This is a genomic window from Psychrobacter sp. NG27, assembly GCF_016106655.1.
Taxonomy (GTDB): Bacteria; Pseudomonadota; Gammaproteobacteria; order Pseudomonadales; family Moraxellaceae; genus Psychrobacter.
On sequence record NZ_JADGIN010000016.1, the window covers coordinates 1 to 22,650 of the forward strand.

The following is a 22,650-nucleotide window of genomic DNA, read 5'->3' on the forward strand; positions in this document are numbered from 1 at the left end:
GCTATTTAAAAATAGCACTATGAGAAATGAAGCTGTGTTGTGAAAGCACATGGATAATGAAGTGAATTGTAAAATAGCTGTCTGTGAATAAAATATATTATTTTTCAATGAGATATGTTCGTTTAAAGGTACAGGTCCTAAGTATTATCTTTTTTATCGGTATCAAGTGGTTTAATGCGAGGACTTATTGAGGATTGAATAGCGATGTATGCATGCTACTTCTAAAAGTTACTGAAAAGGCAGTCTATAAGAGAAACATAAAGGGATGTGGTCACCGCTGTCTCAGGACTTAACGGCTTTGGCCAACCATTCTACAAGCGCAAGGGCAGGAACTTCACTCAAACACTGTGGGCAATTAAGGTAGGTCATCACGCAATCATTTAAATCAGTTAGCATGTGAAGTAACAATCCCAAACCAATTATTTTATAAGGCTTCGGTAAAAACAACATAACCACATATCCTGCCATCACATAATAAGTGTGTAGTGGATGAAAGTTAATACTGCAACGATTAGGTGAAAAGATAGGAGTGGCCAGCAGATGATCTAAATCCACCAGCATGGTTGCTAATAAGATTAAATATACCCGTTTATAGTCATTACGGAAAAAAAGATAGGCAATAATCAAGGGCATGCCAAGATGTAGAAAATAATGAATAACGGTTTGAACCATCGCTTTTTCCAATTTGAGGTAGTTTGTCGAAACAATGAAAAGAGTCGATATTCCAAAAACTTTCTTCGCATTACTGTTTTGTAGAAGATCTTGGACTTGCTTATTCTTGGACGCACAACATGGCATGCCTACCGTCCCCTTGATTCGTTGAATGCAGACCTTGTTCTGTAGGGCGAAGAGCGCGAAACCGATTGTGCAAGACCACTGCCGCCTACCTCCTGTTATGGCGGCGGTCAGTGTCTTAATCGCAGGCCCGCATACCTAGGGTCAGGATCCTAAGCTTGTCTGGTCACGGATACCGATTGGTTGACAAACTCTATGGAGCCGAACGCGGTTAAGAAGGCGACGCCAGACGCATCGGATCCAACACCGATGCGGGCCATCGTGTTGGCATCTGCCATGCCGGTCGGATCAATGAGGTGCCAGCTTCCCCCGAGATAGACCTCGGCCACGGCATGAAAGTCCTGTGGCGTCACATCGGGCGCATAAACGCTCGCGAACCTAGCAGGTATCGACGACGCGCGCGCTAGTGTCACAAGAACATGCGCGAAGTCACGGCAGACACCCTGACGTTGAACAAAGCTGTCGAGCGCGGTGGTTTGTGCGTGGCTCGATCCAGGCACATAGCTAAACGCCGACTCGATCCAATCACGCATCGCGGCAATCCGTGCGCCGCCAGCGAGATCGCCAAACTCAGCGTCCACAAAGGCTTGGAACTCGTCTGACGGGCAATAGCGAGACGGCATCAAATGTTTGATCGTCTCTCCGGGCAAAAGGTGGAGTGGCGTTTGGGGCAGTGCCGATATGTCCAAGATAGGACGGTCAACGGCGATTTCTGCGAGGTAAGTGCAGCTAAAATCCCCTTCGGCGCGGATCCAAATCCGCTCTCCTATGCCATCATCAGCGGTGACCCGTGAAAAATGCGCAACGTCTGATGTCCAAATCTCGGCCGAACGCACCCGCTGATCCGCAAGATCGGCGGCTTCGATCTGAAGTAAAAGGTCCATCGGCGCGGAGAGCCGATAATGGAGTTTGACGTTAAGTTTCAGGATCATGTTTGAACTCTCTAAGGGTATTGATCTGACAGGCTATATCGGAGACTGGTTTACTTGAGTCAGGTAGTAATGCCTGACAGAGTTAAATTATCATAATACCGCTTTTCAAACATAAAAGGCGAGACATAATCAACAGCACTATGCAGTCAGGCTTTATTAAACTATTTCACCCATTCAAGGGTTGCCAGCTCAACATCGTTTACCCCTTGCCAATGCTCTTTTAGGTACTCAATCACCTCAGACTTATATAGTCCGTTGTCGGTTTCAATCAAGGCATTATCTATGAATCGCCTGTTGTGCCAACATAAGCAATAACGCCGCGATCAGGCATACTATAAGTATAACGAATAGATAGATACTGAACACCGCGATCACTATGATGAATCACATTGGTGGGCTTGTTTATGCCTGCTAGCGCTTGATTTGACGCTGCCATTGTTCCCATAATTTTGAATATATAAAAGAGCATAAAAAGAGAAATACTGAGAAATAGGTTCTAGCCTAGAGTTTGAAGTAGAGGTCAAAGAGAGGGTTTTAATTTTAATGGTTTTTAATGGTTGGTCACGTTTTGGTCACCGTCGATTTTTCAAATAATTTAAAGCTGATTAAATAATCATAACTATGAGTCGATGCAAGCAAGAATTTTCTGCTACAGCCCATATTGCACGGACAAAAAAAGCCCCAATCGTGAGATTGGGGCTTTCTAAATATTTGGTAGGCATAAGCAGACTCGAACTGCTGACCTCTACCATGTCAAAGTAGGTCGACCAAAATACATATTATGACGATATCTTACATGTACCTAGGTTATTAGCCTAAAGATATTATATGATTGAATAATCGCGATGTAAATTGTAATACAATAAAATTTAACTCGTATTTGGGCACTGTGTTTTTATAGTATTTTTACCTCTACTCTATTGTTGGATTAGACCAAAAATATTGAAAGTGAATCCCTAAATGATAAGTAAGTAGAGCTTTCTCATGCTTGATATTCAGAGAAAGGTGACAGGAGGGCTAGCTGCTGCTTTTGAGATTGATACAGTAATGGAGACTATTCAGTCGGTGATAGTATTAAATATCTATAGTTTGAAGACCAAAAAATAGACTATGGTCCAGCCTATTTTCTACAGTGATGAAAGGATTAGTTACTACAAGATTTAATGATTTGATAGAGAAGGACATGATGCAAAAATCTGAGGCTTCAGGACGTAATACGAGCTATGAGTTAACTCTGGAGAGGTTTTATAATGGGTTCAAGTCTACCGTCTTAAGACAAGGTATATGAACAAACTCTTGTTAATACGTTTAGCTTACCAAGTTTAGGTGTACGGTTGCTTCAGCATAGCTCAAACATCCTTTGAATCTCAGACTCAAAGGATGTTTTAGATTAATGCAGCAATTATTAATGACATGTCAAAGTTTTCAAAATGAGTGATAACGTCGCTTATTATTCGTAGTTTGCCACCACATTATTTCCATCAAGTTTGAATTTATAAGTATTGAGCACAATACTCTCATCATCTAAACACTGACCAGTAGCTAGGTTAAAGCGTTGCTTATAGATGGGCGAGGCCACATAAAGGACTTCTTTTGCTGTTCCTGTATCATCTGTAATCGTGGTGCCACCAATCAACCCCCGTGACAGTACATTGGCTTGACTGAATGGATCGTAGTTATCAAGAGCGAATAAATCGTTCTGTTTGGTACGAAAAATAGCAATTTGTTTGCCATCTATCAGGGCGCAGACACCGGTTTCAGGAATGATATCGTCAAGTGTACAAATAGTCTGTTGGTTCATGAGGCGGTATCCTTAGTTATGATAATATTGCTCTGTATGAGTGGTAAATCATGAGTGACAAACTGCGAGTTGCAAAACATGAGTCAAAAAACATGAGTCAAAAAACAGCGCCTTGCTTTTTGTGATAAATAACAAGGCACTCATCATTGGCTAGGCCAATTCAACCAGATTGATGGTTGCTTTTTCCGCATCAGTCGCTGGGCGAATCTGCTCACGATCGGTCACGAAAACGACATTATCATCGCCTTTCTCACTGTTTACAAAATGACGGAAACGTTTGAGTTTTTCGGTGTCGTTAATCGTTGCTGCCCACTCACACACGTAATTGTCGACCAATAACTGCATTTGCGCTTCGAGCTCATCTGCTATGCCCAAGCTGTCTTCAATAATGACGGCTTTTAGATAATCCAGCCCGCCATCTAAGCTTTCACGCCATTTTGAAGTACGTTGTAGTTTGTCCGCTGTTTTGATATAGAACATAATGATGCGGTCGATATATTTGACCATGGTTTCGGTATCCAGATCGGTGGCGAACAGCTCGCCATGACGTGGGGTGATACCACCATTACCGCAGACAAATAGATTCCAGCCGTTTTCAGTCGCAATCATGCCAAAGTCTTTACTTTGCGCTTCCGCACATTCGCGCATACAGCCTGATACACCCATCTTGATTTTGTGCGGTGAGCGTACGCCTTTATAACGATCTTCTAATCTCAAGGCGAGGCCAATACTGTCATCGACGCCGTAGCGGCACCAATTGTTACCGATACAAGATTTCACGGTACGTAAAGATTTACCATAGGCATGGCCAGTCTCAAAGCCTGCTTGTACCAGTTGCGTCCAAATATCAGGCAATTGCTCCATGCGCGCGCCAAACAGATCGACTCGCATCCCACCAGTGATTTTGGTGTACAAATTAAACTGCTTCGCCACTTGACCCAGTACGATGAGCTTGTCTGCAGTGATTTCACCACCCGGCACACGCGGCACGACAGAATAAGTGCCGTCTTTTTGGATATTACCTAAGTAGTAATCGTTACTGTCCTGTAGTGGTGTCAGCTCGGTTTTGAGTACATAGTCGTTCCAGCACGATGCCAAAATAGAGGCGACTGTCGGTTTACATATCTCACAACCATGGCCGCTGCCATGTTCAGTCAATAATTCATCAAAGGTTTTGATACCGTGCACACGAATCAGGCTATATAAATCTTGACGAGAGTACGCAAAGTGCTCACACAAGTCATTGTTTACTTCAAAGCCCATGGCGGTGAGTTGATAGCTGACCGTATCTTTGACCATAGGGGCACAGCCACCACAGCCACTACCGGCGCTGGTCATGGTTTTTACATCGCTGACGGAGTATGCGCCGTTTTCGACGGCTGAGCAGATAGCACCTTTGGTCACGTTATAACAAGAGCAAATCGTGGCGGTGTCTGGTAGATTGTCGATGCCCATAACGGGTTTTTCAACATTGGGTAATATCAGACTTTCTGGATGTGCGGGTAGGTCAATATCATTTAAATACAATTGCAGTAAGTTGTTATAGTCTTCGGTGTCACCTACCAGTACAGCACCAAGCAAGCGCTTGTTATCAGGTGTGGTGACCAGTTTTTTGTAGATGCCCTCAGCAGGATTTTGATACAGATAGCTTAAACTGCCGTCACTCGTGCCATGTGCATCGCCAATACTGCCCACATCCACACCCATTAGTTTTAACTTGGTGCTCATGTCGGCACCCGTAAATGTCTGCTTGCTATCACCAGCAATTTGCGCAGCACAGATACTGGCCATGTTGTAACCGGGAGCCACCAAACCAAATACTTTATTGTCCCATACTGCGCATTCGCCTACGGCATAAACATGATCGGCATTGGTGCGACATTGCTCATTAATCAAGATGCCACCGCGCCCGCCCATTTCGATACCGCATTCGGGGTTGTTTTTAATGAGGCCATCTTGCGGTCTAATACCGGCGCTAAATACAATCATATCGGTCGTTAGAGAGGTGCCATCTGTAAACTCCATGGTTAAATGTTGATCATCACCGCTGAGGTCATCAGAGTTCGGCGCAGTATTAGACAGAATCTCTTTGGTGTTTTTCCCCGTCAGCACTTTGACACCAAGTGCTTCTATTTTTCGCTTTAAAATCTCACCACCAGCGGCATCAAGCTGAACGCCCATCAATTGCGGTGCAAACTCGACCACATAGGTATCAAGCCCTAGCGTAACGAGCGCTTTTGCGGCCTCAAGTCCCAGTAGACCACCACCAACCACCACACCTTTTTTGACAGTGGGCAGCTCAGCAATCGCTAGAATCTCATCTAAATCCGCAATGGTACGGTATACGTGGCAATGCGGATGCTCACGGCCTGGGATGGGTGGCACAAAAGGGTATGAGCCCGTCGCTAGTACCAACTCAGAGTACTCAATAATCTCGCCTACCTCAGTAGTAATACGCTGACTGGCTGAATCGATATCTACAATACACTGATTCAAATGCAAATTAACTTTTGATAACTCGTAAGCCGTTAAATCTACTAGGTTTAGCTTACTGGCATCTTTATGTTCAAAGTAGCTCGACAAATAAACACGGTCATAAGCAGGGCGGTCTTCTTCAGCAAACACATGAATGTCAAATTGCTGGTGTAGCCCTTGTTCAATTGCTCGTTCAATAAAGTGATGACCGACCATACCGTTGCCAATCACCACCAAATTGCCTTTACTTTCTGTGCTCAATGCAGTGCTACTCATGCGTCTGTCCTTAGTAATGGGGCTGGTTGGGTACGGTCATCGTTTATTTTTTTATCACGCTATAAACGGCTCCGTCCCTCAACAACAGCTGATAAACAGCATTTAATACCTACCATTACAGAGCATTCAATAATCATGCCATGGCACTTTGATTAGCTGGGTTTTTGCGCGTTGCTATTAGGCATAAAGGTATGCCGTATCGGGAGCAGTCGCTTATGTACTAAGGTTTTTATGTCAGCATGATTAGCGCTACTATTTGCCAAAAACTAGGGTGAGCACGATTGTTAACGATAGCGATATCAAAAATTAATGCACCAAAATAAACACTGCAGTGCCCCAAGTTGGATGTTATTGCTGTTTATAAGGGAGGCTGATGGAGTGTTTTAAACCTGCTGTGTTAATGCTTTATTAGCATAAGCGTCAGGTGTGGCGATGGTTATAGACCCGCCAGTAAAGGCGCTTGGATAATTAACGAGTGCTGACCTTTATACAGATTTGGCAGCGTATACAAATAACTGGCATAACCATTGCACCGCCTGAAACATTGCTACTTATCATTTTTGAATACTGCATTTTTTGAACACTTAGTACCTTTAGTACGTTGTCAGAACCCTGAAGTTAATCATTTGAGGAAGTTGCCTATGTCATCATCAGCCCCCGTTAAGCCTAGTAAAGACAAGCTTAATGTTTTGTCATTTACGGGTAAAAATAAAATCCTTCATTTAGGTTGGATGGCATTTTTCCTTACCTTTTTTGTATGGTTCAACCATGCACCATTTCTATCAGCGATTGGAGAAACACTCAATCTGAGTAAAGACCAAATCAAAACGTTACTCATTTTAAACGTGGCATTGACCATTCCTGCCCGCGTGATTATCGGGATGCTGACAGACCGTTTTGGCCCTCGCATTGTTTATACCGCCATTTTAGCCATTGGTGCTATTCCTTGTTTTACCTTTGCGTTCGCTCAGGATTACAACACCTTGGCGCTGTCTCGGTTTTTGCTGGGTTTTGTGGGTGCAGGTTTTGTGGTGGGTATTCGTTTGATGAGTGATTGGTTTCCAACCAATGAATTAGGGACGGCTGAGGGTATTTATGGAGGGTGGGGTAATTTTGGCTCGGCAGCAGCGGCACTGTTATTACCAACTATAGCGATTGGGGCTGCAGCAGTTTTCGGTGGTGATGAAGGTTGGCGCTATGCAACAGCTACATCAGGGGTAGTGATGGCGCTTTATAGCATCATTTTTTATAAGATGGCGCGTAATACACCCAAAGGGGCTACTTATTTTAAACCCAAAAAATCAGGTGCCATGATGGTGACGTCATCGGGTGATTTTTGGTTAATGATGGTTTTTAAACTGCCTATGTATTTGGCATTAGCACTATTGGCATGGAAACTATCACCTGATGGTGTGAGCTTATTGAGCCAGTCTAGTGTCACTATGGTCTATATTGGCCTTGCGATACTGTATGTTTACGAGTTCATCAGTAGCTACCGTTTTAATAAAGAGGTTTTCACCACGCCTGTACCAGTGGCGCATCGTTATGATTTTAAGCAAGTAGGTATCTTAAATATTTTGTATTTTGCTACGTTCGGCTCAGAGCTTGCCGTCGTGTCGATGCTACCTTTGTTTTATCAAGAAACTTTTAGTTTATCGATTGTGATGGCAGGGGTATTGGCATCGAGCTATGCCTTTATGAACCTCATGTCACGTCCAGGCGGCGGTTGGCTCAGTGATAAGTTTGGTCGCAAAATAACTTTATTGATTTTGACAGCTGGTTTGGCCATCGGGTATCTGTTGATGGGCTTCCTTGACTCAACGTGGCCACTGGCATTGGCATTGTTAATCACAATGTTTTGTTCATTCTTTGTACAAGCAGGTGAGGGTGCTGTTTTTGCAGTGATTCCTCTGATCAAACGCAGTATGACAGGGCAGTTTGCAGGGATGACAGGCGCGTATGGCAATGTTGGATCAGTGGTGTATTTAACGGTGCTGAGTCTGGTGTCTTATCAGGTGTTTTTCTTTGTAATTGCAGCGACAGCAGTGGCTGGATTCTTTGCTTTGTTTTTCTTAAAAGAGCCAGAAGGCATCATTATTGAAGAAATGCCAGATGGTACATTTGCCGAAATACAAGTGAGTCATAGATAGTACGGGGTGAAGACAGATGACGATAGCACACGCCAATAGAAACAATAGTCAAAATGCGGATGGTGATATGTACCAAAACGCTGATGAGATGGCGGTTCATTTTAATACAGGCAATCCGTCATCTCTAATAGGCTCAGGTCAGTTTGTTGCCAATGATGTCAGCCAGAGCATTGATAGCCACGCTATTGATGAAACTGGTGACAGTAAGGATATTGATGATAGCACTGCATTATGGTGGCTTGATTTTTTCACCATGGCAGGTCGCAAGACGGAAAATCAAGACAGTGTACTTATTACCACCTGCTTGCCCTATCAATATTCAGGTGAAGAATCATCTAATGCCAATCGCCCAATGCCTCATGCAGTATCTCACCCGCCATCATCAGCCCCATTATTGGTGTTGATGGCAGATGGGGTCAGCGCTTCTCAGTTTCCAAAACAGGCAAGTAGGCTGGTGGTGAATACCATTGCTCACAAAATAACATTAGGGTTGACCGCACTGGCACAATCACAAGATGAGACGTCATCCATCAGTTTTGACGATGATCAAGTCGCTAGTCTCATCAAAACAGCAGTCAATAAAGCCAACGATATCCTATATTTTCCTCAAGCGTATCAACGAGTGCCGCCGTTGTTGTCTACGTTATCAGGCTTGCTCTGTATCGGTGACCGTATTCACCTGTTTCATACAGGCGACTCTCGAATATACCGCGTTGGGGTAGATTGTCTGACAGTATTGAGCAAAGATCACCGCGTGCACCGCGGCCAAGATAAAGGGGCGCTTGCTGCAGCTATCGGCGCAGATAGCCAGTTAGAGCTACAACAATCGGTATTTACCCTTCATCAAAACGAGTGTTTGGCCATTATGACAGATGGGGTGTATGAGCATATAGAGCCCACAGAGTTGCAATTTGAGCTGTGCAGCAGTGCGACTGATATATTTCAGTTGATGGCTACTACACACAAATTACCGCTAGGGTTTAACACCAGTCAATCCGTGTGCGAGCAAGCCTTTAGTGCAGGTAGTCATGACAATCTAAGTATGGTCATGCTGAGTATGAACACACGGTCAGCCCATTTTACTTCTATCAATGGTTCTAAAGGTATTCGTCATTTTGATGGTATTGACTTTGATAATCTGGATACAGTCATACATGATGTGAATCGCTACCAGCTTCCAACTGGTTTACAGATAGGCGACCATATTGATGGCTTTACTGTGATTGGTATTATCGCTCGTACGGCTCGCAGTCACGTGTACTGGGTGCAAGATGAATACAATAATGACTTTGTTCTAAAATCACCCAGTTTAGATTCGGTCGCCGATGGTCACTATCTGCGTGATTTTTTAAAAGAACGTAAAATTGGTTTGAGCCTATCAAAACATCGCCGCGCGGGCGAGTCGGCTTACAATCAAGCTGATCCCAATCGATTGTCTGTCAATCCTGCATCCAACAATATTGGTCATAACGTGGGTTCTGGGCTCAGTGAGTCGGGGCTGCTGCGTTACTATCCAGTACCAGCAAGTACCACATACTTATATCATTTGACTGAATATATCGCCGGTGAGAGTTTACGGGACTTTATGGATCGTCATGCGCCTTGTGATGTGTGGCAAACCTTTGATTTACTCACCAAAATTGGCATGGCGGTTCGGGTCATGCATCGCAACTATCTGCTGCATCAAGACATCAAACCCGAAAACATTCTTTTAACCAAATCAGGCGCGGTCAAACTCATTGATTTTGGTTCCGCCAGCTCCTCTATCTTAAAAGACAGCACCCGACCACCAAATGGTGATTTGCACTATGCTGCACCAGAATATTACACCGATGCACCAAAAGGCGTGCATTCTGACTTGTTCTCGATTGCAGTGATTGGCTATGAATTGCTGACGGGGCAATTGCCATTTAATACCCAAACACTAATGATGCCAAACCAAACACTAATGGTGCCCGCGCAGCCGCTACGGCAACAGAACGTACCTGACGCCAGCCAACAGGCACTCATGCGTGCGCTGCATGTCAACACCAACGCGCGCTATCAAGCCATTGGTGAGTTTTTACAGGATTTTAACCCCGATAACAAGGCACACAGCCGTGACCCAGAACCTCTCATTAAGCGTAACCCTCTACTGGTATGGCATGGCATTTGCTTCATAGAGTTTGTCATCATTTTATTATTGTTGGCGTACTTTTCATGACATGCTGTTTTGCATTCAATGCTGCTCTGCGCGGCTAAGGGACTTTCTGTTTATGTCGTTATCTATATCGCAAGCCGCCACTAGGGTAGATACTCATACCAACACTCACGCCTTAGCATCAGACCATCAAAAAAACGCTGGCATCGTTATTATCGGAGCGGGCATGGCAGGCAGTCGTTTTGCCATTGAGCTTGCTCGCACGCAATCAAATGATGACATCGCCCGTTTGCCAATTACGTTAATCAGTAAAGAGCCGCACGTGGGCTATAACCGTATCATGTTATCACCCGTACTCTCAGGAGAGTCGGTTTTTGAAGAGACATATTTATACGAGTTAGCAGAATATGAGCAATTGGGTATCACGGTATTGGCTGGCACGTCGGTAGATGCAATCGAAACCAATCAGCAGTGTATCAAATTGAGTGATGGACAAACCCTAGATTATACCGAGCTGGTGCTGGCTACTGGCTCACAAGCTCGCGTCATCCCTTTTGCCAATCATGATGCTAAGGGGGTTCATGTATTTCGAGATATTGCTGATGTGCAGGTATTGACGGAGTACGCGCGCCAAGAAAAAAAGGGTCTCGTCATTGGTGGCGGGGTGTTGGGTCTAGAGGCCGCCTGCGCTTTGGCGTCTCAAGGGGCAGATATGACAGTTGTTCATGTCGATAGTCATGTTCTCAACCGACAGCTTGATATGCCCGCCGCTCATCTGCTACAAGCAGAGCTCTTGCGTCGAAGTGTCAGACTGGAGGTATCAGCCAACACAAAATGCATTACAGTCAATGATCAACACGAGGTTAATGGTCTGTTGTTAAAGGATGGCCGCACACTGCCAGCAGACTTTATTGTCATGGCAGTTGGCGTCATACCTAATATGACACTGGCGCAGCAAAGTGGTCTTGAGGTCAATCGCGGTATTGTGGTCGATGGTTTTATGCATACAAGCTGCCCTCATGTCTATGCGATTGGTGAATGTATAGAGCTAGATGGTGAGCTGTTCGGTATGGTAGCCCCTGTCAACCAACAGGTCGATACTTTGGTTTCTGTTTTAAAAGCGCCACGCGTCTCAAGTCGCAAGACAGCCAATAGTGACTCACAACTAAACAAATCTAAAAACGACTGGCGTCCCTTTATCAGTAAGCCTTTATCTTTAAAATTAAAAGTATCTGGCATCGCGGCTTTTTCAGCAGGTCAGATCGCTTTTGATGACAGTGAAATGGCACAGATAGAGCGCGTGCTCTATCAGCAAACGAGCCTCAATCATTATCTTTGTCTCTATATTAAAGCAAGCAAACTTATCGGTACAGTACTATACGGGGATGTGAGTGAAAGCGGGTTTTATAGTCAGCTGATCACTGATGGCAGTGATATATCCTCGATAAAAGAAGACCTTATCTTTGGCGAAGCCTATTGCGATTTAGAGAAAATAGAAGCAGCTGAGCCTGAATCCGCCTTGCCAAGTGTCGCACACCTAATAGGAGAGGCATCATGAGCAGCGCCATCTTAAATGACGAGCAAGACCTTAATGTCTCACTGTCCTCTCGCATTACGACTTACACTGAGGATTTGGTCAGTCCTATTCGTACTACTTGTCCTTACTGCGGTGTTGGCTGCGGCGTACTAGCAAACATTGATGAGACAGGGACCATCAGCGTGACAGGTGATCCTGATCATCCAGCAAACTTCGGTAAACTCTGCTCAAAAGGCAGTGCATTGGCACAAACATTGGGTACTGAGCGCAGGTTAACTCAGCCTTATTATCAAGATAAACAGCGATCGATGGTAGAGGGTCGACCTACCGATACTCAGCCTGCCGAGTGGGAGTCGGTGTTGGACGATATTGCCAATCGATTGAATAACACCATCGCGGCACACGGGCGTGATAGCGTGATGTTTTATGTGTCAGGACAGCTGCTCACCGAGGATTATTATGTTGCCAATAAGTTCATTAAAGGTTTTATTGGCAATAATAATATCGATTCCAATTCACGTCTTTGCATGTCCTCAGCGGTTGCAGGGCATAAGCGTGCTTTTGGTGCAGACTTAGTCCCTAGTAATTATGAAGATTTAGAGTCCTGTGATTTATTGGTGTTGGTGGGCTCCAATATGGCATGGTGTCATCCTATTTTATTCGGGCGGTTTTTATCAGCCAAAAAAAGTGATGCCAATAAAAAACTGATTGTGATTGATCCGCGTCGTACTGATTCTTGTGAGTTCGCCGATTTGCATTTACCCATTGCTGTTGGCACGGATACTCACTTATATAACGGACTGCTGCATTATCTTGAGCAAGAAGGCTGTGGTGATAAGGACTATCTTCAGCAGTGTCAGGATGTCACGCCCGCCTTAGAGGCCGCAAAAACATGGACGATTGATAAAGTGGCGACGGCATGCGGTATCAGTGAGGATCTTGTACGGGAGTTTTATGAGCTGGTCGCTGCAACCGATAGGACAGTCACAGCATTTAGCATGGGCGTCAACCAATCTGCGAGTGGTACTGACAAGGTCAATGCTATTATCAATACTCACTTGTATACTGGGCGAGTGGGTCGAGTAGGTGCAAGTCCGTTTTCACTCACCGGTCAGCCGAATGCGATGGGCGGGCGCGAAGTTGGCGCATTATCCAACCTACTTGCATCGCATTTAGACTTAGATAACGAGCAGCATCGTCACTTGGTGGCTGATTTTTGGCAAGCACCGCAGCCAATTGCTGCAGAGGTTGGGGTAAAAGCTTGCGATGCCGCTGATGCCATACTAGATGGTCGTATAAAAGCCATTTGGATTATGGCGACCAACCCTGTCGTTAGCTTGCCTGAAGCCGATAAGTTTCGCCGAGCATTGGCTACCTGTGATTTGGTGATAGTATCTGACTGCTCCGTAGACAGCGATACGGTTAAGTGTGCAGATATTGTTTTGCCTGCTCAGGGTTGGGGGGAGAAATCAGGTACAGTGACCAATTCGGAGCGCCGCATCTCTCGCCAACGGACTTTAATGCCCGCGCTTGGGCAAGCAAAGCCTGACTGGTGGATACTGTCGCAAGTCGCTAAACGTATGGGACTAGCAGGTTTTGATTACCACCATCCTAGTGAGATATTTAATGAACATATCGCCCTAACTGCTTATGGAAATGATGCCAGCCAAGCTCTGTCAGATAGTAATCAACCGCGCTATCTTAATTTGGCAAAAGATCTTTCGCTAAGGTCGATAGCATCGATAGAGGTAAAGCCAGACCATCTTGAGCAGCAAGATAAAGACGTATTTTCTTTCAGCCATGACACATACGATGTCATGACGCCATTTCAGTGGGGCGGCGCACGTATCACACCAATCAGAACACGTTTCATTGCCATTACGCCTCCCAGTCACGCCAGCTTACCCAATAGCCATCCGCAACGATTGAGACCGAAAAGCGCTGATAGTAAACAAAATAACAGCAGTCATATGTTGCATAAGGATAGCTCAGGGGCATTAAATCTACGGCTTATTACAGGTAGGCTTCGCGATCAATGGCATACGATGACGCGCACAGGACTTGCACCGCAGCTCAATCAGCACGAATCAGTACCAACACTAACCGTGCATCCAGATGATGCCAAGCAGCTCGGTGTTGACCAAGGCGATTATGTACAGCTACGTCCCTGCTATGATAAAAGCTACGAGAAAAGCGATAAGCCAAACTTATCAATACAGAGCCAGACGCAGCGCATGGTTGCCAGCAATACAACTACGGACAGTCAGGTGCTCGCACAAGTTGCCATCAGCGACAGTATGAGCGTAGGCGATGCCTTTATGCCGATGCATTGGAGCAATGCCTTCGCTCATTTTGCACGCGTAGGCACGCTTATTCCAACGGTCGTTGATCCGCATTCAGGACAACCTGAATTGAAAAATTCCGCAATCAGCGTGATGCCTGTGCCGATGAAAACTTATGGCAAGATTCTGGTGCATCCTGATCTACAAGACACCATTATAGTGCATCTGCGTGAGACCTTATTGAACTTTGAGAAGGAATATGAGGATAAAGGTATGCTGACATTTTCCTCTGATACAAATGCAGCTTCTGACATATCAAACGCGTTGCCTGCATTACCCGCATTGACATGGAGTTTAAGTCGTCAAACCAATAGCGTCTTGATTACTTTAGCCAGTCCCATAGACAGCGTCATCAGTCAGCTGCTTGACCCTGAGTACTGGCAAAACTTTATCAAGACCTATCAAACATCTCTCGCTAATAAATCCATCAATAGCGCTTTTACTGCGAGCAAACAGGGTAGACAGCTTCGCTTCATCTCGACTCAGCTAAAAGTTGATGATACAGCGATAGATTGTACATCGCTTGGCGCATCAGGGTCTGACATACCACGCGATCAGCTACTACTAAGCGTTTGTTTTGCGCCGCAAGTGACGCAACTGCCCAGTATTCATTGGCTTAACAGTTGCTTTGCTAGTACTGATGCGATACCAGAGAATCAGCGTTATAAGTGGTTACTAGCAGGTCGTCCAGCGACAGGTTACGTTGATCCAGGTGCATTGGTATGTTCATGTATGGCAGTTGGAGAGAATATTATTATTGAGACGATTACAAAGCAGCAGTGTATGAGTGCCTATGCGGTCGGAAAGGCATGCCGAGCAGGGACTAACTGCGGTTCATGTGTGAGTCAAATCAACACCTTAATCGATAGGTATGCGTCTTAAGTACTGTCTGTCACGAGGTTTAATCACTGATATGGCATAGGGCTTGCACTGTATCTTGCATGCTCTTCTTTTCTTATGTGTGTCATTGTTAGATGCTGGACTGCGCGTCATTAACAGTGTTATTAGGAGTTATTACCATGACTGATTCATCTACCTTTATTGCTGCATTAACTTCACAGAATTCATCCAATATAAATTGTCATATTAGAGTGAGTAATGAGCCATTAGGTATAGAAAAAAGTGTGAAAACGGGCACGGTACATTTGGTTGGTGCAGGTTCTGGTGATCCTGAACTGCTGACGTTAAAAGCACTGCGAGTGATGCAAAAAGCAGATGTCGTGCTCTATGATAGTTTGGTCTCAGAGGACATTTTAGATATGTGTGCGCTGACGGCAGAGAAGATATTCGTCGGTAAGCGCCGTGCCAATCACGCGCTACCACAAGAAAGTATCAATGAGCTGCTGGTCAAACATGCGCTAGCGGGTAAAACTGTCATCAGGCTCAAAGGTGGCGACCCCTTTATATTTGGACGAGGTGGTGAAGAGCTGCAAGAAGTGGTGCGTCATGGTATTCATTTTGAATCTATTCCTGGTATTACCGCTGCTAGTGCGGCTGCAAGCAGAGCAGGTATTCCGTTGACACACCGTGATCATGCACAAGCCGTAAAGTTTGTGACAGCATGCAAAAAATCAGGTGCACCTAATAATGACTATGATGAACTCTTAGACAGTACGCAAACCGTTGTCTTTTACATGGGGTTGAATCGACTAGATGAGATGACCCAAGGGTTAATTGCCGCAGGGCGTGACAGTAATACACCTTTTGCTGTAATCAGTCATGCCAGTTTACCAACTCAGCAGCTACTCATCGGTACGCTTGGTAATATCGCCGAGCAGCAAGCTGAGGCAAAATTACCAACACCTGCACTACTAATTATGGGTGATGTGGTTACTTTGTATCATGAGTTTGCAAAATACAATCTTGGTGCGTTAGGTCAAAGTGCATGTGTTAACGTCGACAACGTTGTCACCAGTGAAGACCTAATAACCAATTTAGAAAGTATCACGTAGGGCAAGTGAATGCTCACGTAAAGCGTCAATCAGACCCAGCAATTTTGTAATATGTCAGCACAAGCTCTTAAACAGGGGAATAACTACTACGAAATACTAAAACGCATGCAAAAAATAGACGATGTAATAAAAAAGGCACGATGCAAAGTGAGCTATGCTGAAGAAATTGTAGAAACTAATATGGGAGGTTTTAATCAGACAGCTCAATCATAATGACACATGCTGTTGATTTTATAGTCATTAAGTTCATATCTAACACTAGCAGTTCAATGCTTGTATACGCATTGATCACGAATAGAATATGTATGGTAGATACACTGTGACTTTTCCAGTGTATCAAAACCTTAATATCATTAGCCTATAGCCTAGTGTTGAAATCCTCATTAGGAGATCGAACCAGTGAAAGCGCCTGATTGGTTCGACATAAACATACTTAAAAGAGTGGGATCAAACAACCAACTGACTGAGCGAAAGGATAGTTTAAATAATGTTTTTACATTTAGGTAGTGTTGCAGATGACATTACTGAATAAGAAAGGATAAAGCAGCTCGATTTTGATCATAGGAGTATTAGTAAATTGTAGAGCTGCTATGGAAAATTCCATAAATGGATCCAAGAAATTAATGATGAGTTTATTCGTCAAAAACTGGTGTGGTTGCAAGATAAAGTAATGGCGTTGATAGAGAGTAATTAGCAACGCAATGGTTCACTCTTATCTAAATCCAAAAGAAACTCAGTTTTTTAGACTCTGTTTTCGAGCCATTCTAATTTAAAGGATAATCACAACTCACTCTATCAAATATGTTGGACAGTGCCCTCAGTGAGTGGAATATCGAAAGATTAAGATTCAAGCCAACCACATTAATGGTAGCTTAACAAAGCTATTTAATTTTTTTTAAATCTGATTCGGCGTATGTCATCTCAACGATTTTAATTGGTACGGCAAATAACCACTTTGTGCCACTGGTGCAGAAAAATTTTCCATTATTATAGGATACAATACGAGCCGTAAAATCATTAGTATCTTGAGCTTCCATAGCCTCTTTATCGCTGGTGTCAGCCACGGCACACCATATCTCCTTGTCACCACGCGCTAACATTGCACAGGTCAAATCACTACCAGTTAATTTATTGCTCATACTAATGGCTCCTTATTATTTTATTGGCTATGAGCAGAAAACTATAAGAAGATTCAATAATAAAGTCTACTTTGATTATTACTAGTTGACCCTCTCTGAAAGGTTATTTTTAATGACAATCTCGTTAAAAAGTATGACAGAGAATATAGCCATACATAATACAAGGATCTGTTATACCTATATCATTAGTATGAAATGTTTTTCTTGGATAAAAGGTAAAAAAATATGTATCGAATAATATTATATCAAAAAATAACATATGTCGAACAATATTCTATTAAGAGATCGTTTATCTAAAGACCGACCTCAGTTTGTGTGAGTGCAATTTTTTTGACAGGTACTGCATATTTCCATAAATCACCATTTTTACAAACAAAACGACCATTATTGAAAGATGCTATACAAAGTAAGCAGGGCTGGTCAGCTATAGCCTGATTATCGCTATTATTACTTACTGCACACAATACCTCTTTATTATTATGCTCTAATATTGCACGGGTTAAGTCACTACCAGATAATATATCACTCATATCTTAAACTCCATTTATTAGCCTTGGCTATTTAGTTTTAAACTATATTTTTTAGGCTCTCATACTATAAGGCATTGTTTGAAGAAATATACAGACCTATCTGTCTACTTTTAAAAATTAGCATTTCGCTCTGTATAAGTCAATTAAAATGGTTTGTATTTGAGAGGTCAGAATATAGTGGAAAACAAAGGCATTGAAAAGTGCTTAAATATTTTCTAATAAAGTAACGCCCGATTTTTCTTAAAGAGCTAGTACTCTACCTTTTTGATTCATCAGCCATGTTCAAAGCAGAAGCAGTCAAAAAGGTAGTAGATAACAAGATTATGCTAGATTCTTGTATTATCATTTTCAATATTGGACATTTTCGACCAAAAACTATCCCAATAATTACAATAATCAAGAGCAGCTTGCTTTAGGTCGGGCACAGAAGATAAATGTAATGAGTGAGTTAATAATAGCCACAGATCATTTTCATGAAGATCATCAGATGCATTCTTTGTGTCTTCTTCTGTCGTTCCGTGGACATAGTAATAACCATCCTTAATATCTACACCTAAATGTTCCACAGCATTTTTAAGAGCTGAGGAAAAGGCGATTACTTGCTGTTCAGCAACAGCCAATAATAATATTAGCATTGGGTAGCTCTCATAAGCGCTTTCTAGATAATTTCGTAGATTTTGGGACTCATCAGTATATTGATGATTCAACTCATCTTGTGGACTAATACCTAGGTCTACCAATACTTTTTTATATAAGCAGAAATGAGCGTTAAGAGAGGTGATATTACCTTGCTTTCCTTGGGATAAACCAAACTCGTCTATGATATTCAAAGACAGTAAAAACCGAGATTGCATCTTTATAGAAGATACTATCTTTTCATCTAATTGTTTGGCTTGGAACTGAGCCATAAGTAAAGCGTCTGTGAATATCTCAACAATACTATGTTGGTACTCTAGATGTATAAATTGAACGTGAGGTAAAGAGAGCTCACCTTGATTAAGCTTTTCTATAATACTATGATTAAAAAGCTGATGTTGCTTTATCTCATTTTTGATAGACTCTACTTCTTTTGAGTTTCCTAGCCAGTCTTTATGAGATATGCTCTGGCGAAGTAAATGGGTTGTGTCTTGCCGTAATAGGTTATGATGAGAAAGATACAAACTACTAGCACTCCTGTTAATAAATGAAAAATCAGACTTGTCTGTATAATACCTGAATAAATATGAGATTCACATCTTAACCAGCTTTACCTGTAATTTATTTAGTTATGATATGATGATAGTATGTTTTATTTATCTAACTATAGTTATATATATATGAAAACATTCAATTTTTATTATAAATATAAAATTTAATAGGCTCTCTATGTCAGAAAAAAAACAAGACATATTAACTGCGGCAGGCAAACTATTTAATGAATATGGTTTTGTAAACGTAGGTGTGGACAAAATAATATCTGAATCTCAAGTTGCAAAAATGACATTTTATAAGTACTTCCCGTCTAAGAGTGATCTTATAGAAGCGTGCTTAATTGAGCGTGACAAACTAGTTAGAGATGGAGTTTTAAGATCAATAAATACAAGCAAGGAAGATGGTCTATCCGAACTAAAGTGTATATTTAACTGGTATAGTGCATGGTTTAAACAGGAAGAGTTTTTCGGCTGTATGTTTGTCAAAGCACTTGACGAACTGCTTCCTGACAGCTCTTTAGAACGAATAATATTTGAACATAAAAACTGGTTATTAGAAACAATAAAGTCTATTTTAAACAATATGGGTGTGAAAAACGAAGAGCTTATAGCAAGACAAATTAGATTGTTTTTAGATGGAGCAATCATTAATGAAAAGGTATTTAAGGATGATAATGCTATATCAGACGCATGGTTAGCTGTTTTAAAAATACTAGATTTATAATGATTATAGAAAATTTACTCTGCTAGTCAATGCGAGGGGATGAGCATAGAAGATATCGAGGTGTTACCAGCTATGTATGCAAACGCAGCCATGATTGCTAAAGATGCAGGCTTTGGTGGTGTTCAAATACATGCAGGACATGGGTTTCTTCTAAGTCAGTTTTTATCTCCATTGTTCAATCGACGCACCGATGGATACGGTGGATCTATAGAAGGAAGATTCCGTGTCGTATATGAGGTAATAGAAGCCGTTAGAGAGGCGGTGGGCGATGCATTCCCCATTGGTATTAAGATAAACTCAACCGATCAATTAGAAGGCGGTCTAACAGAAGAGGATGCTATGGAGATGATTAGTATCATTGATCAGACTTCTATAGACCTTATTGATATCAGCGGTGGTACTTATTTTCCAGGAGCGCCTGCAAGCTCAGACAGCAGCTCTGGTAGTGGGCCTTACTTCGTTAGTTTTGCACAACGTGCAAAACAGATAACCACTATTCCTATTATGGCGACAGGCAGTTTTAAAACGCGTCAGCAAGCTGTTGATGCTATTGCGAGTGGCGCGGTCGATATGGTCAGTATAGGTCGTGGTATGGCATTAAATCCAAATCTAGCCAATGACTGGTTGAATATTGAAGGTGGTGACTCAAAGTTTCCAAGATTCGATACTAACCCTCCAGGTGGCGTCACTGCTTGGTATTCCATGCGACTAACAGCATTAGCAGAAGATAATGAGGATGCCTTCGATTTAGATCTAGAATCTGCTATGAGTATTTATGATGCGAGAGATGAGGCTCGTTGCGATGAATGGCGTCAAGTATTTGGCGATGTTTAAGGGATACGTATGACGAATCAATCAGGTGCTTTCATTGGTTCGGTACCCTAGTGAGGACTTGAACAATAGGCTGTCGGCTAATGATATCAACGTTTTAACTCGATGAAATAGTCACGGTGTACTTCATGGTGTACATGCAGTGAGCTTTTCGTGGGCACATCAAATTACCCTTGATAATTGTGACAACCAGGACAGCTGCAATGACATTTTATTTAAAAGATAGCGACCAAGAGTATTTCAGCAAGTTTTGGGTGCAAGAAAGAAAATATCTAAGCGAAGTTGGTGGACGGTTATTAACCGTAGATGAAGCAAATACTCACCCATTTAATGATCTATTAATTACAGGGTCTAAAGGGATAGTGGGGATCGATGCTATGAAGCCTAGGCTAACTCATAGCTACCATTACTTTTGTATTCCCTATGAGCTAGGAGAAGAAATAGAGGAAGGTTTAGTACCTGAAACTATAATAGCTCAATTAATCAATGATAACTTGAAGTGTGCTATCTTTATAGCATCAACCGATGCCAGTTTTGGTTGTTTTGGTGAGTGCTTTCACACAAACGAGGAAATAATTTGGAATTTTTCATCACCACACTTAAATACACCGTTTCTTATATTTGATAATGAAAAGAAAGTGTTTGCGCTGATAGACTATGACTTACCCTTACAAATCATTGGCTATAAAACCCCTATTTTAGATAGAAAGGACTACATTAAAAGTAAAATAGGTCAAAATGGATGGGATACTGTATTTGAAAGGTATTCCCATTATACGAACATGCCACACTTTTTTAATGAGTATTATAAGTTTCTATTGCCCGATAAAGTAGTCAAGTTTTTAGATTCTAGAGTGATACCTCCTCCAGTGAACTGCACTCAAAAATAGAGTTTTATGGACATCATCATAGTCAGATATAACTCCTAGAGTGAATATTCAAAAAATTGTGTTCGGTGCGCTATACAGGCATCTAACTTCTAGTGCTAGAAATAACTTCAATGACTAAGGAATTGATAGCATAGCTTAATATTAGTCATGCTGATGAGATGCAAGGTAAGAATATACCTGATGATCTAATAGAAGAAATGCAAATGTTTCTTGATAAAAACAGAAGTCAATAGGAGTAATTATGGACGAACATAGAAAACTAAGAATGAGAATTTTTAGGCTTTTTAAACAAGGTCAATTAAAAGAAGCTGTTGAATTATTTGAAAGTAATAATATGGACTACTTTGAAACAGCTCCAACTGATAAATGGAACTGGTTACATCAGCTCTCAATGGGATTTAATCCAGATGAACCACCGAAAAGAACTATTGAATTCTTTATTGAAAAAGGAGTGCCTATTGATGCTCAAGACATTTATGGCATGACACCACTTCATTATGCTATGCGAGGGGAAAATGCAGAAGCGGCGATCGCCTTATTAGAAGCAGGAGCAAATCCAAACATTCCTAATAGAGATAACCTTATACCTCTGAGAATGACTTTGCTGATGCCTGATAGGTTAGATGTACTAGAACTGATGTTAAAAAATGGTGGGGATGTTAACTACTATAATGGAAAAGATTACTTACTTGAAGCAATTAAAGGCTTTCGAGGTGATCATCCTGATTTTCAAGAATTAATACAAATGCTTGAAAATTATTCAGGTGAGTAAAAAAATTGTAAGAGAAATGATTGAAAATAGGTATACCTCCAAACGAACAATTTCCTTTATATCTCATTGAAAAATAATATATTTCATTAACAAACAACTATTTTACAATTCACTTCATTATCCATGTGCTTTCACAACACAGCTTCATTTCTCATAGTGCTATTTTTAAATAGC

General features: G+C 42.2%; 16 protein-coding genes and 1 pseudogene. 9 read left to right on the forward strand and 8 right to left on the reverse strand.

The genetic code is table 11. The features are described from left to right. Positions 1–282: 282 nt before the first annotated feature. The 5 genes and pseudogenes from IP485_RS13490 to nirB form a co-directional block, all read right to left on the reverse strand. Positions 283–798, reverse strand: a complete 516-nt coding sequence (locus IP485_RS13490; RefSeq protein ID WP_227686556.1) for a DUF6122 family protein — start codon at positions 796–798, stop codon at positions 283–285. A gap of 149 nt (positions 799–947) precedes the next feature. After that, positions 948–1,727 carry a transglutaminase-like domain-containing protein gene (locus IP485_RS13495; RefSeq protein ID WP_198327746.1) on the reverse strand — a complete coding sequence of 260 codons (780 nt, stop codon included), beginning with the start codon at positions 1,725–1,727 and terminating at the stop codon, positions 948–950. 59 nt (positions 1,728–1,786) lie between these two features. After that, positions 1,787–2,157 (reverse strand): annotated as a pseudogene (locus tag IP485_RS13815) (integrase core domain-containing protein); the annotation flags it as partial. A gap of 1,020 nt (positions 2,158–3,177) precedes the next feature. Further along, positions 3,178–3,528, reverse strand: a complete 351-nt coding sequence (gene nirD, locus IP485_RS13505; protein WP_191115282.1) for a nitrite reductase small subunit NirD — start codon at positions 3,526–3,528, stop codon at positions 3,178–3,180. Positions 3,529–3,678: 150 nt separating this feature from the next. Further along, entirely contained in the window at positions 3,679–6,279 is a 2,601-nt protein-coding gene (nirB, locus tag IP485_RS13510; protein ID WP_198327748.1) for a nitrite reductase large subunit NirB, read from the reverse strand. A 560-nt stretch (positions 6,280–6,839) separates the two neighbouring features. On the opposite strand from nirB, the gene IP485_RS13515 reads away from it, so the two are divergent. The 5 genes from IP485_RS13515 to cobA all read left to right on the forward strand — a co-directional run bounded on the left by IP485_RS13515 (position 6,840) and on the right by cobA (position 16,400). Continuing rightward, positions 6,840–8,429, forward strand: a complete 1,590-nt coding sequence (locus IP485_RS13515; RefSeq protein ID WP_413787036.1) for a NarK family nitrate/nitrite MFS transporter — start codon at positions 6,840–6,842, stop codon at positions 8,427–8,429. 253 nt (positions 8,430–8,682) lie between these two features. Next, complete coding sequence (locus IP485_RS13520) at positions 8,683–10,632, forward strand: bifunctional protein-serine/threonine kinase/phosphatase (protein WP_198327756.1); 1,950 nt, start codon at positions 8,683–8,685, stop codon at positions 10,630–10,632. A gap of 52 nt (positions 10,633–10,684) precedes the next feature. Beyond that, positions 10,685–12,127: an NAD(P)/FAD-dependent oxidoreductase gene (locus IP485_RS13525; protein WP_198327750.1), complete on the forward strand. Its 1,443-nt coding sequence runs from the start codon at positions 10,685–10,687 to the stop codon at positions 12,125–12,127. Next, positions 12,124–15,330 carry a nitrate reductase gene (locus tag IP485_RS13530; protein ID WP_198327751.1) on the forward strand — a complete coding sequence of 1,069 codons (3,207 nt, stop codon included), beginning with the start codon at positions 12,124–12,126 and terminating at the stop codon, positions 15,328–15,330. The genes IP485_RS13525 and IP485_RS13530 overlap by 4 nt, the downstream gene beginning before the upstream one ends. A gap of 137 nt (positions 15,331–15,467) precedes the next feature. Further along, the gene (cobA, locus tag IP485_RS13535; RefSeq protein ID WP_198327752.1) at positions 15,468–16,400 is read left to right on the forward strand and encodes a uroporphyrinogen-III C-methyltransferase; all 933 of its coding nucleotides are present in this window, start codon (positions 15,468–15,470) and stop codon (positions 16,398–16,400) included. Between the two features lie 881 nt (positions 16,401–17,281). Here cobA and IP485_RS13540 read toward each other — a convergent pair. The 3 genes from IP485_RS13540 to IP485_RS13550 form a co-directional block, all read right to left on the reverse strand. Beyond that, positions 17,282–17,539, reverse strand: a complete 258-nt coding sequence (locus IP485_RS13540) for a hypothetical protein (protein WP_198327753.1) — start codon at positions 17,537–17,539, stop codon at positions 17,282–17,284. Positions 17,540–17,832: 293 nt separating this feature from the next. Then, positions 17,833–18,069: a hypothetical protein gene (locus tag IP485_RS13545; RefSeq protein WP_194363835.1), complete on the reverse strand. Its 237-nt coding sequence runs from the start codon at positions 18,067–18,069 to the stop codon at positions 17,833–17,835. A 326-nt stretch (positions 18,070–18,395) separates the two neighbouring features. Continuing rightward, on the reverse strand, positions 18,396–19,229 hold the full coding sequence (locus IP485_RS13550; protein WP_198327754.1) for a hypothetical protein: 834 nt from the start codon (positions 19,227–19,229) through the stop codon (positions 18,396–18,398). 205 nt (positions 19,230–19,434) lie between these two features. Between IP485_RS13550 and IP485_RS13555 the strand changes: the two genes are divergently transcribed. The 4 genes from IP485_RS13555 to IP485_RS13570 all read left to right on the forward strand — a co-directional run bounded on the left by IP485_RS13555 (position 19,435) and on the right by IP485_RS13570 (position 22,476). Next, positions 19,435–19,983: a TetR/AcrR family transcriptional regulator gene (locus IP485_RS13555; RefSeq protein ID WP_194363837.1), complete on the forward strand. Its 549-nt coding sequence runs from the start codon at positions 19,435–19,437 to the stop codon at positions 19,981–19,983. 12 nt (positions 19,984–19,995) lie between these two features. Further along, on the forward strand, positions 19,996–20,817 hold the full coding sequence (locus tag IP485_RS13560) for a tRNA-dihydrouridine synthase (protein ID WP_320159140.1): 822 nt from the start codon (positions 19,996–19,998) through the stop codon (positions 20,815–20,817). Positions 20,818–21,017: 200 nt separating this feature from the next. Next, positions 21,018–21,704, forward strand: coding sequence for a hypothetical protein (locus IP485_RS13565; protein WP_194363065.1), 687 nt, complete (start codon positions 21,018–21,020; stop codon positions 21,702–21,704). A 241-nt stretch (positions 21,705–21,945) separates the two neighbouring features. Then, positions 21,946–22,476, forward strand: a complete 531-nt coding sequence (locus IP485_RS13570; RefSeq protein WP_194363066.1) for an ankyrin repeat domain-containing protein — start codon at positions 21,946–21,948, stop codon at positions 22,474–22,476. Positions 22,477–22,650 lie beyond the last annotated feature (174 nt).

What these genes read in the sequence shown, in the direction of transcription:
- IP485_RS13490 (WP_227686556.1), bottom strand. Translation starts at nt 798, where the DNA reads ATGCCATGTTGTGCGTCCAAGAATAAGCAAGTCCAAGATCTTCTACAA.
- IP485_RS13495 (WP_198327746.1), bottom strand. Translation starts at nt 1,727, where the DNA reads ATGATCCTGAAACTTAACGTCAAACTCCATTATCGGCTCTCCGCGCCG.
- nirD (WP_191115282.1), bottom strand. Translation starts at nt 3,528, where the DNA reads ATGAACCAACAGACTATTTGTACACTTGACGATATCATTCCTGAAACC.
- nirB (WP_198327748.1), bottom strand. Translation starts at nt 6,279, where the DNA reads ATGAGTAGCACTGCATTGAGCACAGAAAGTAAAGGCAATTTGGTGGTG.
- IP485_RS13520 (WP_198327756.1), top strand. Translation starts at nt 8,683, where the DNA reads ATGGCAGGTCGCAAGACGGAAAATCAAGACAGTGTACTTATTACCACC.
- IP485_RS13525 (WP_198327750.1), top strand. Translation starts at nt 10,685, where the DNA reads ATGTCGTTATCTATATCGCAAGCCGCCACTAGGGTAGATACTCATACC.
- IP485_RS13530 (WP_198327751.1), top strand. Translation starts at nt 12,124, where the DNA reads ATGAGCAGCGCCATCTTAAATGACGAGCAAGACCTTAATGTCTCACTG.
- cobA (WP_198327752.1), top strand. Translation starts at nt 15,468, where the DNA reads ATGACTGATTCATCTACCTTTATTGCTGCATTAACTTCACAGAATTCA.
- IP485_RS13540 (WP_198327753.1), bottom strand. Translation starts at nt 17,539, where the DNA reads ATGAGCAATAAATTAACTGGTAGTGATTTGACCTGTGCAATGTTAGCG.
- IP485_RS13545 (WP_194363835.1), bottom strand. Translation starts at nt 18,069, where the DNA reads ATGAGTGATATATTATCTGGTAGTGACTTAACCCGTGCAATATTAGAG.
- IP485_RS13555 (WP_194363837.1), top strand. Translation starts at nt 19,435, where the DNA reads ATGTCAGAAAAAAAACAAGACATATTAACTGCGGCAGGCAAACTATTT.
- IP485_RS13565 (WP_194363065.1), top strand. Translation starts at nt 21,018, where the DNA reads ATGACATTTTATTTAAAAGATAGCGACCAAGAGTATTTCAGCAAGTTT.
- IP485_RS13570 (WP_194363066.1), top strand. Translation starts at nt 21,946, where the DNA reads ATGGACGAACATAGAAAACTAAGAATGAGAATTTTTAGGCTTTTTAAA.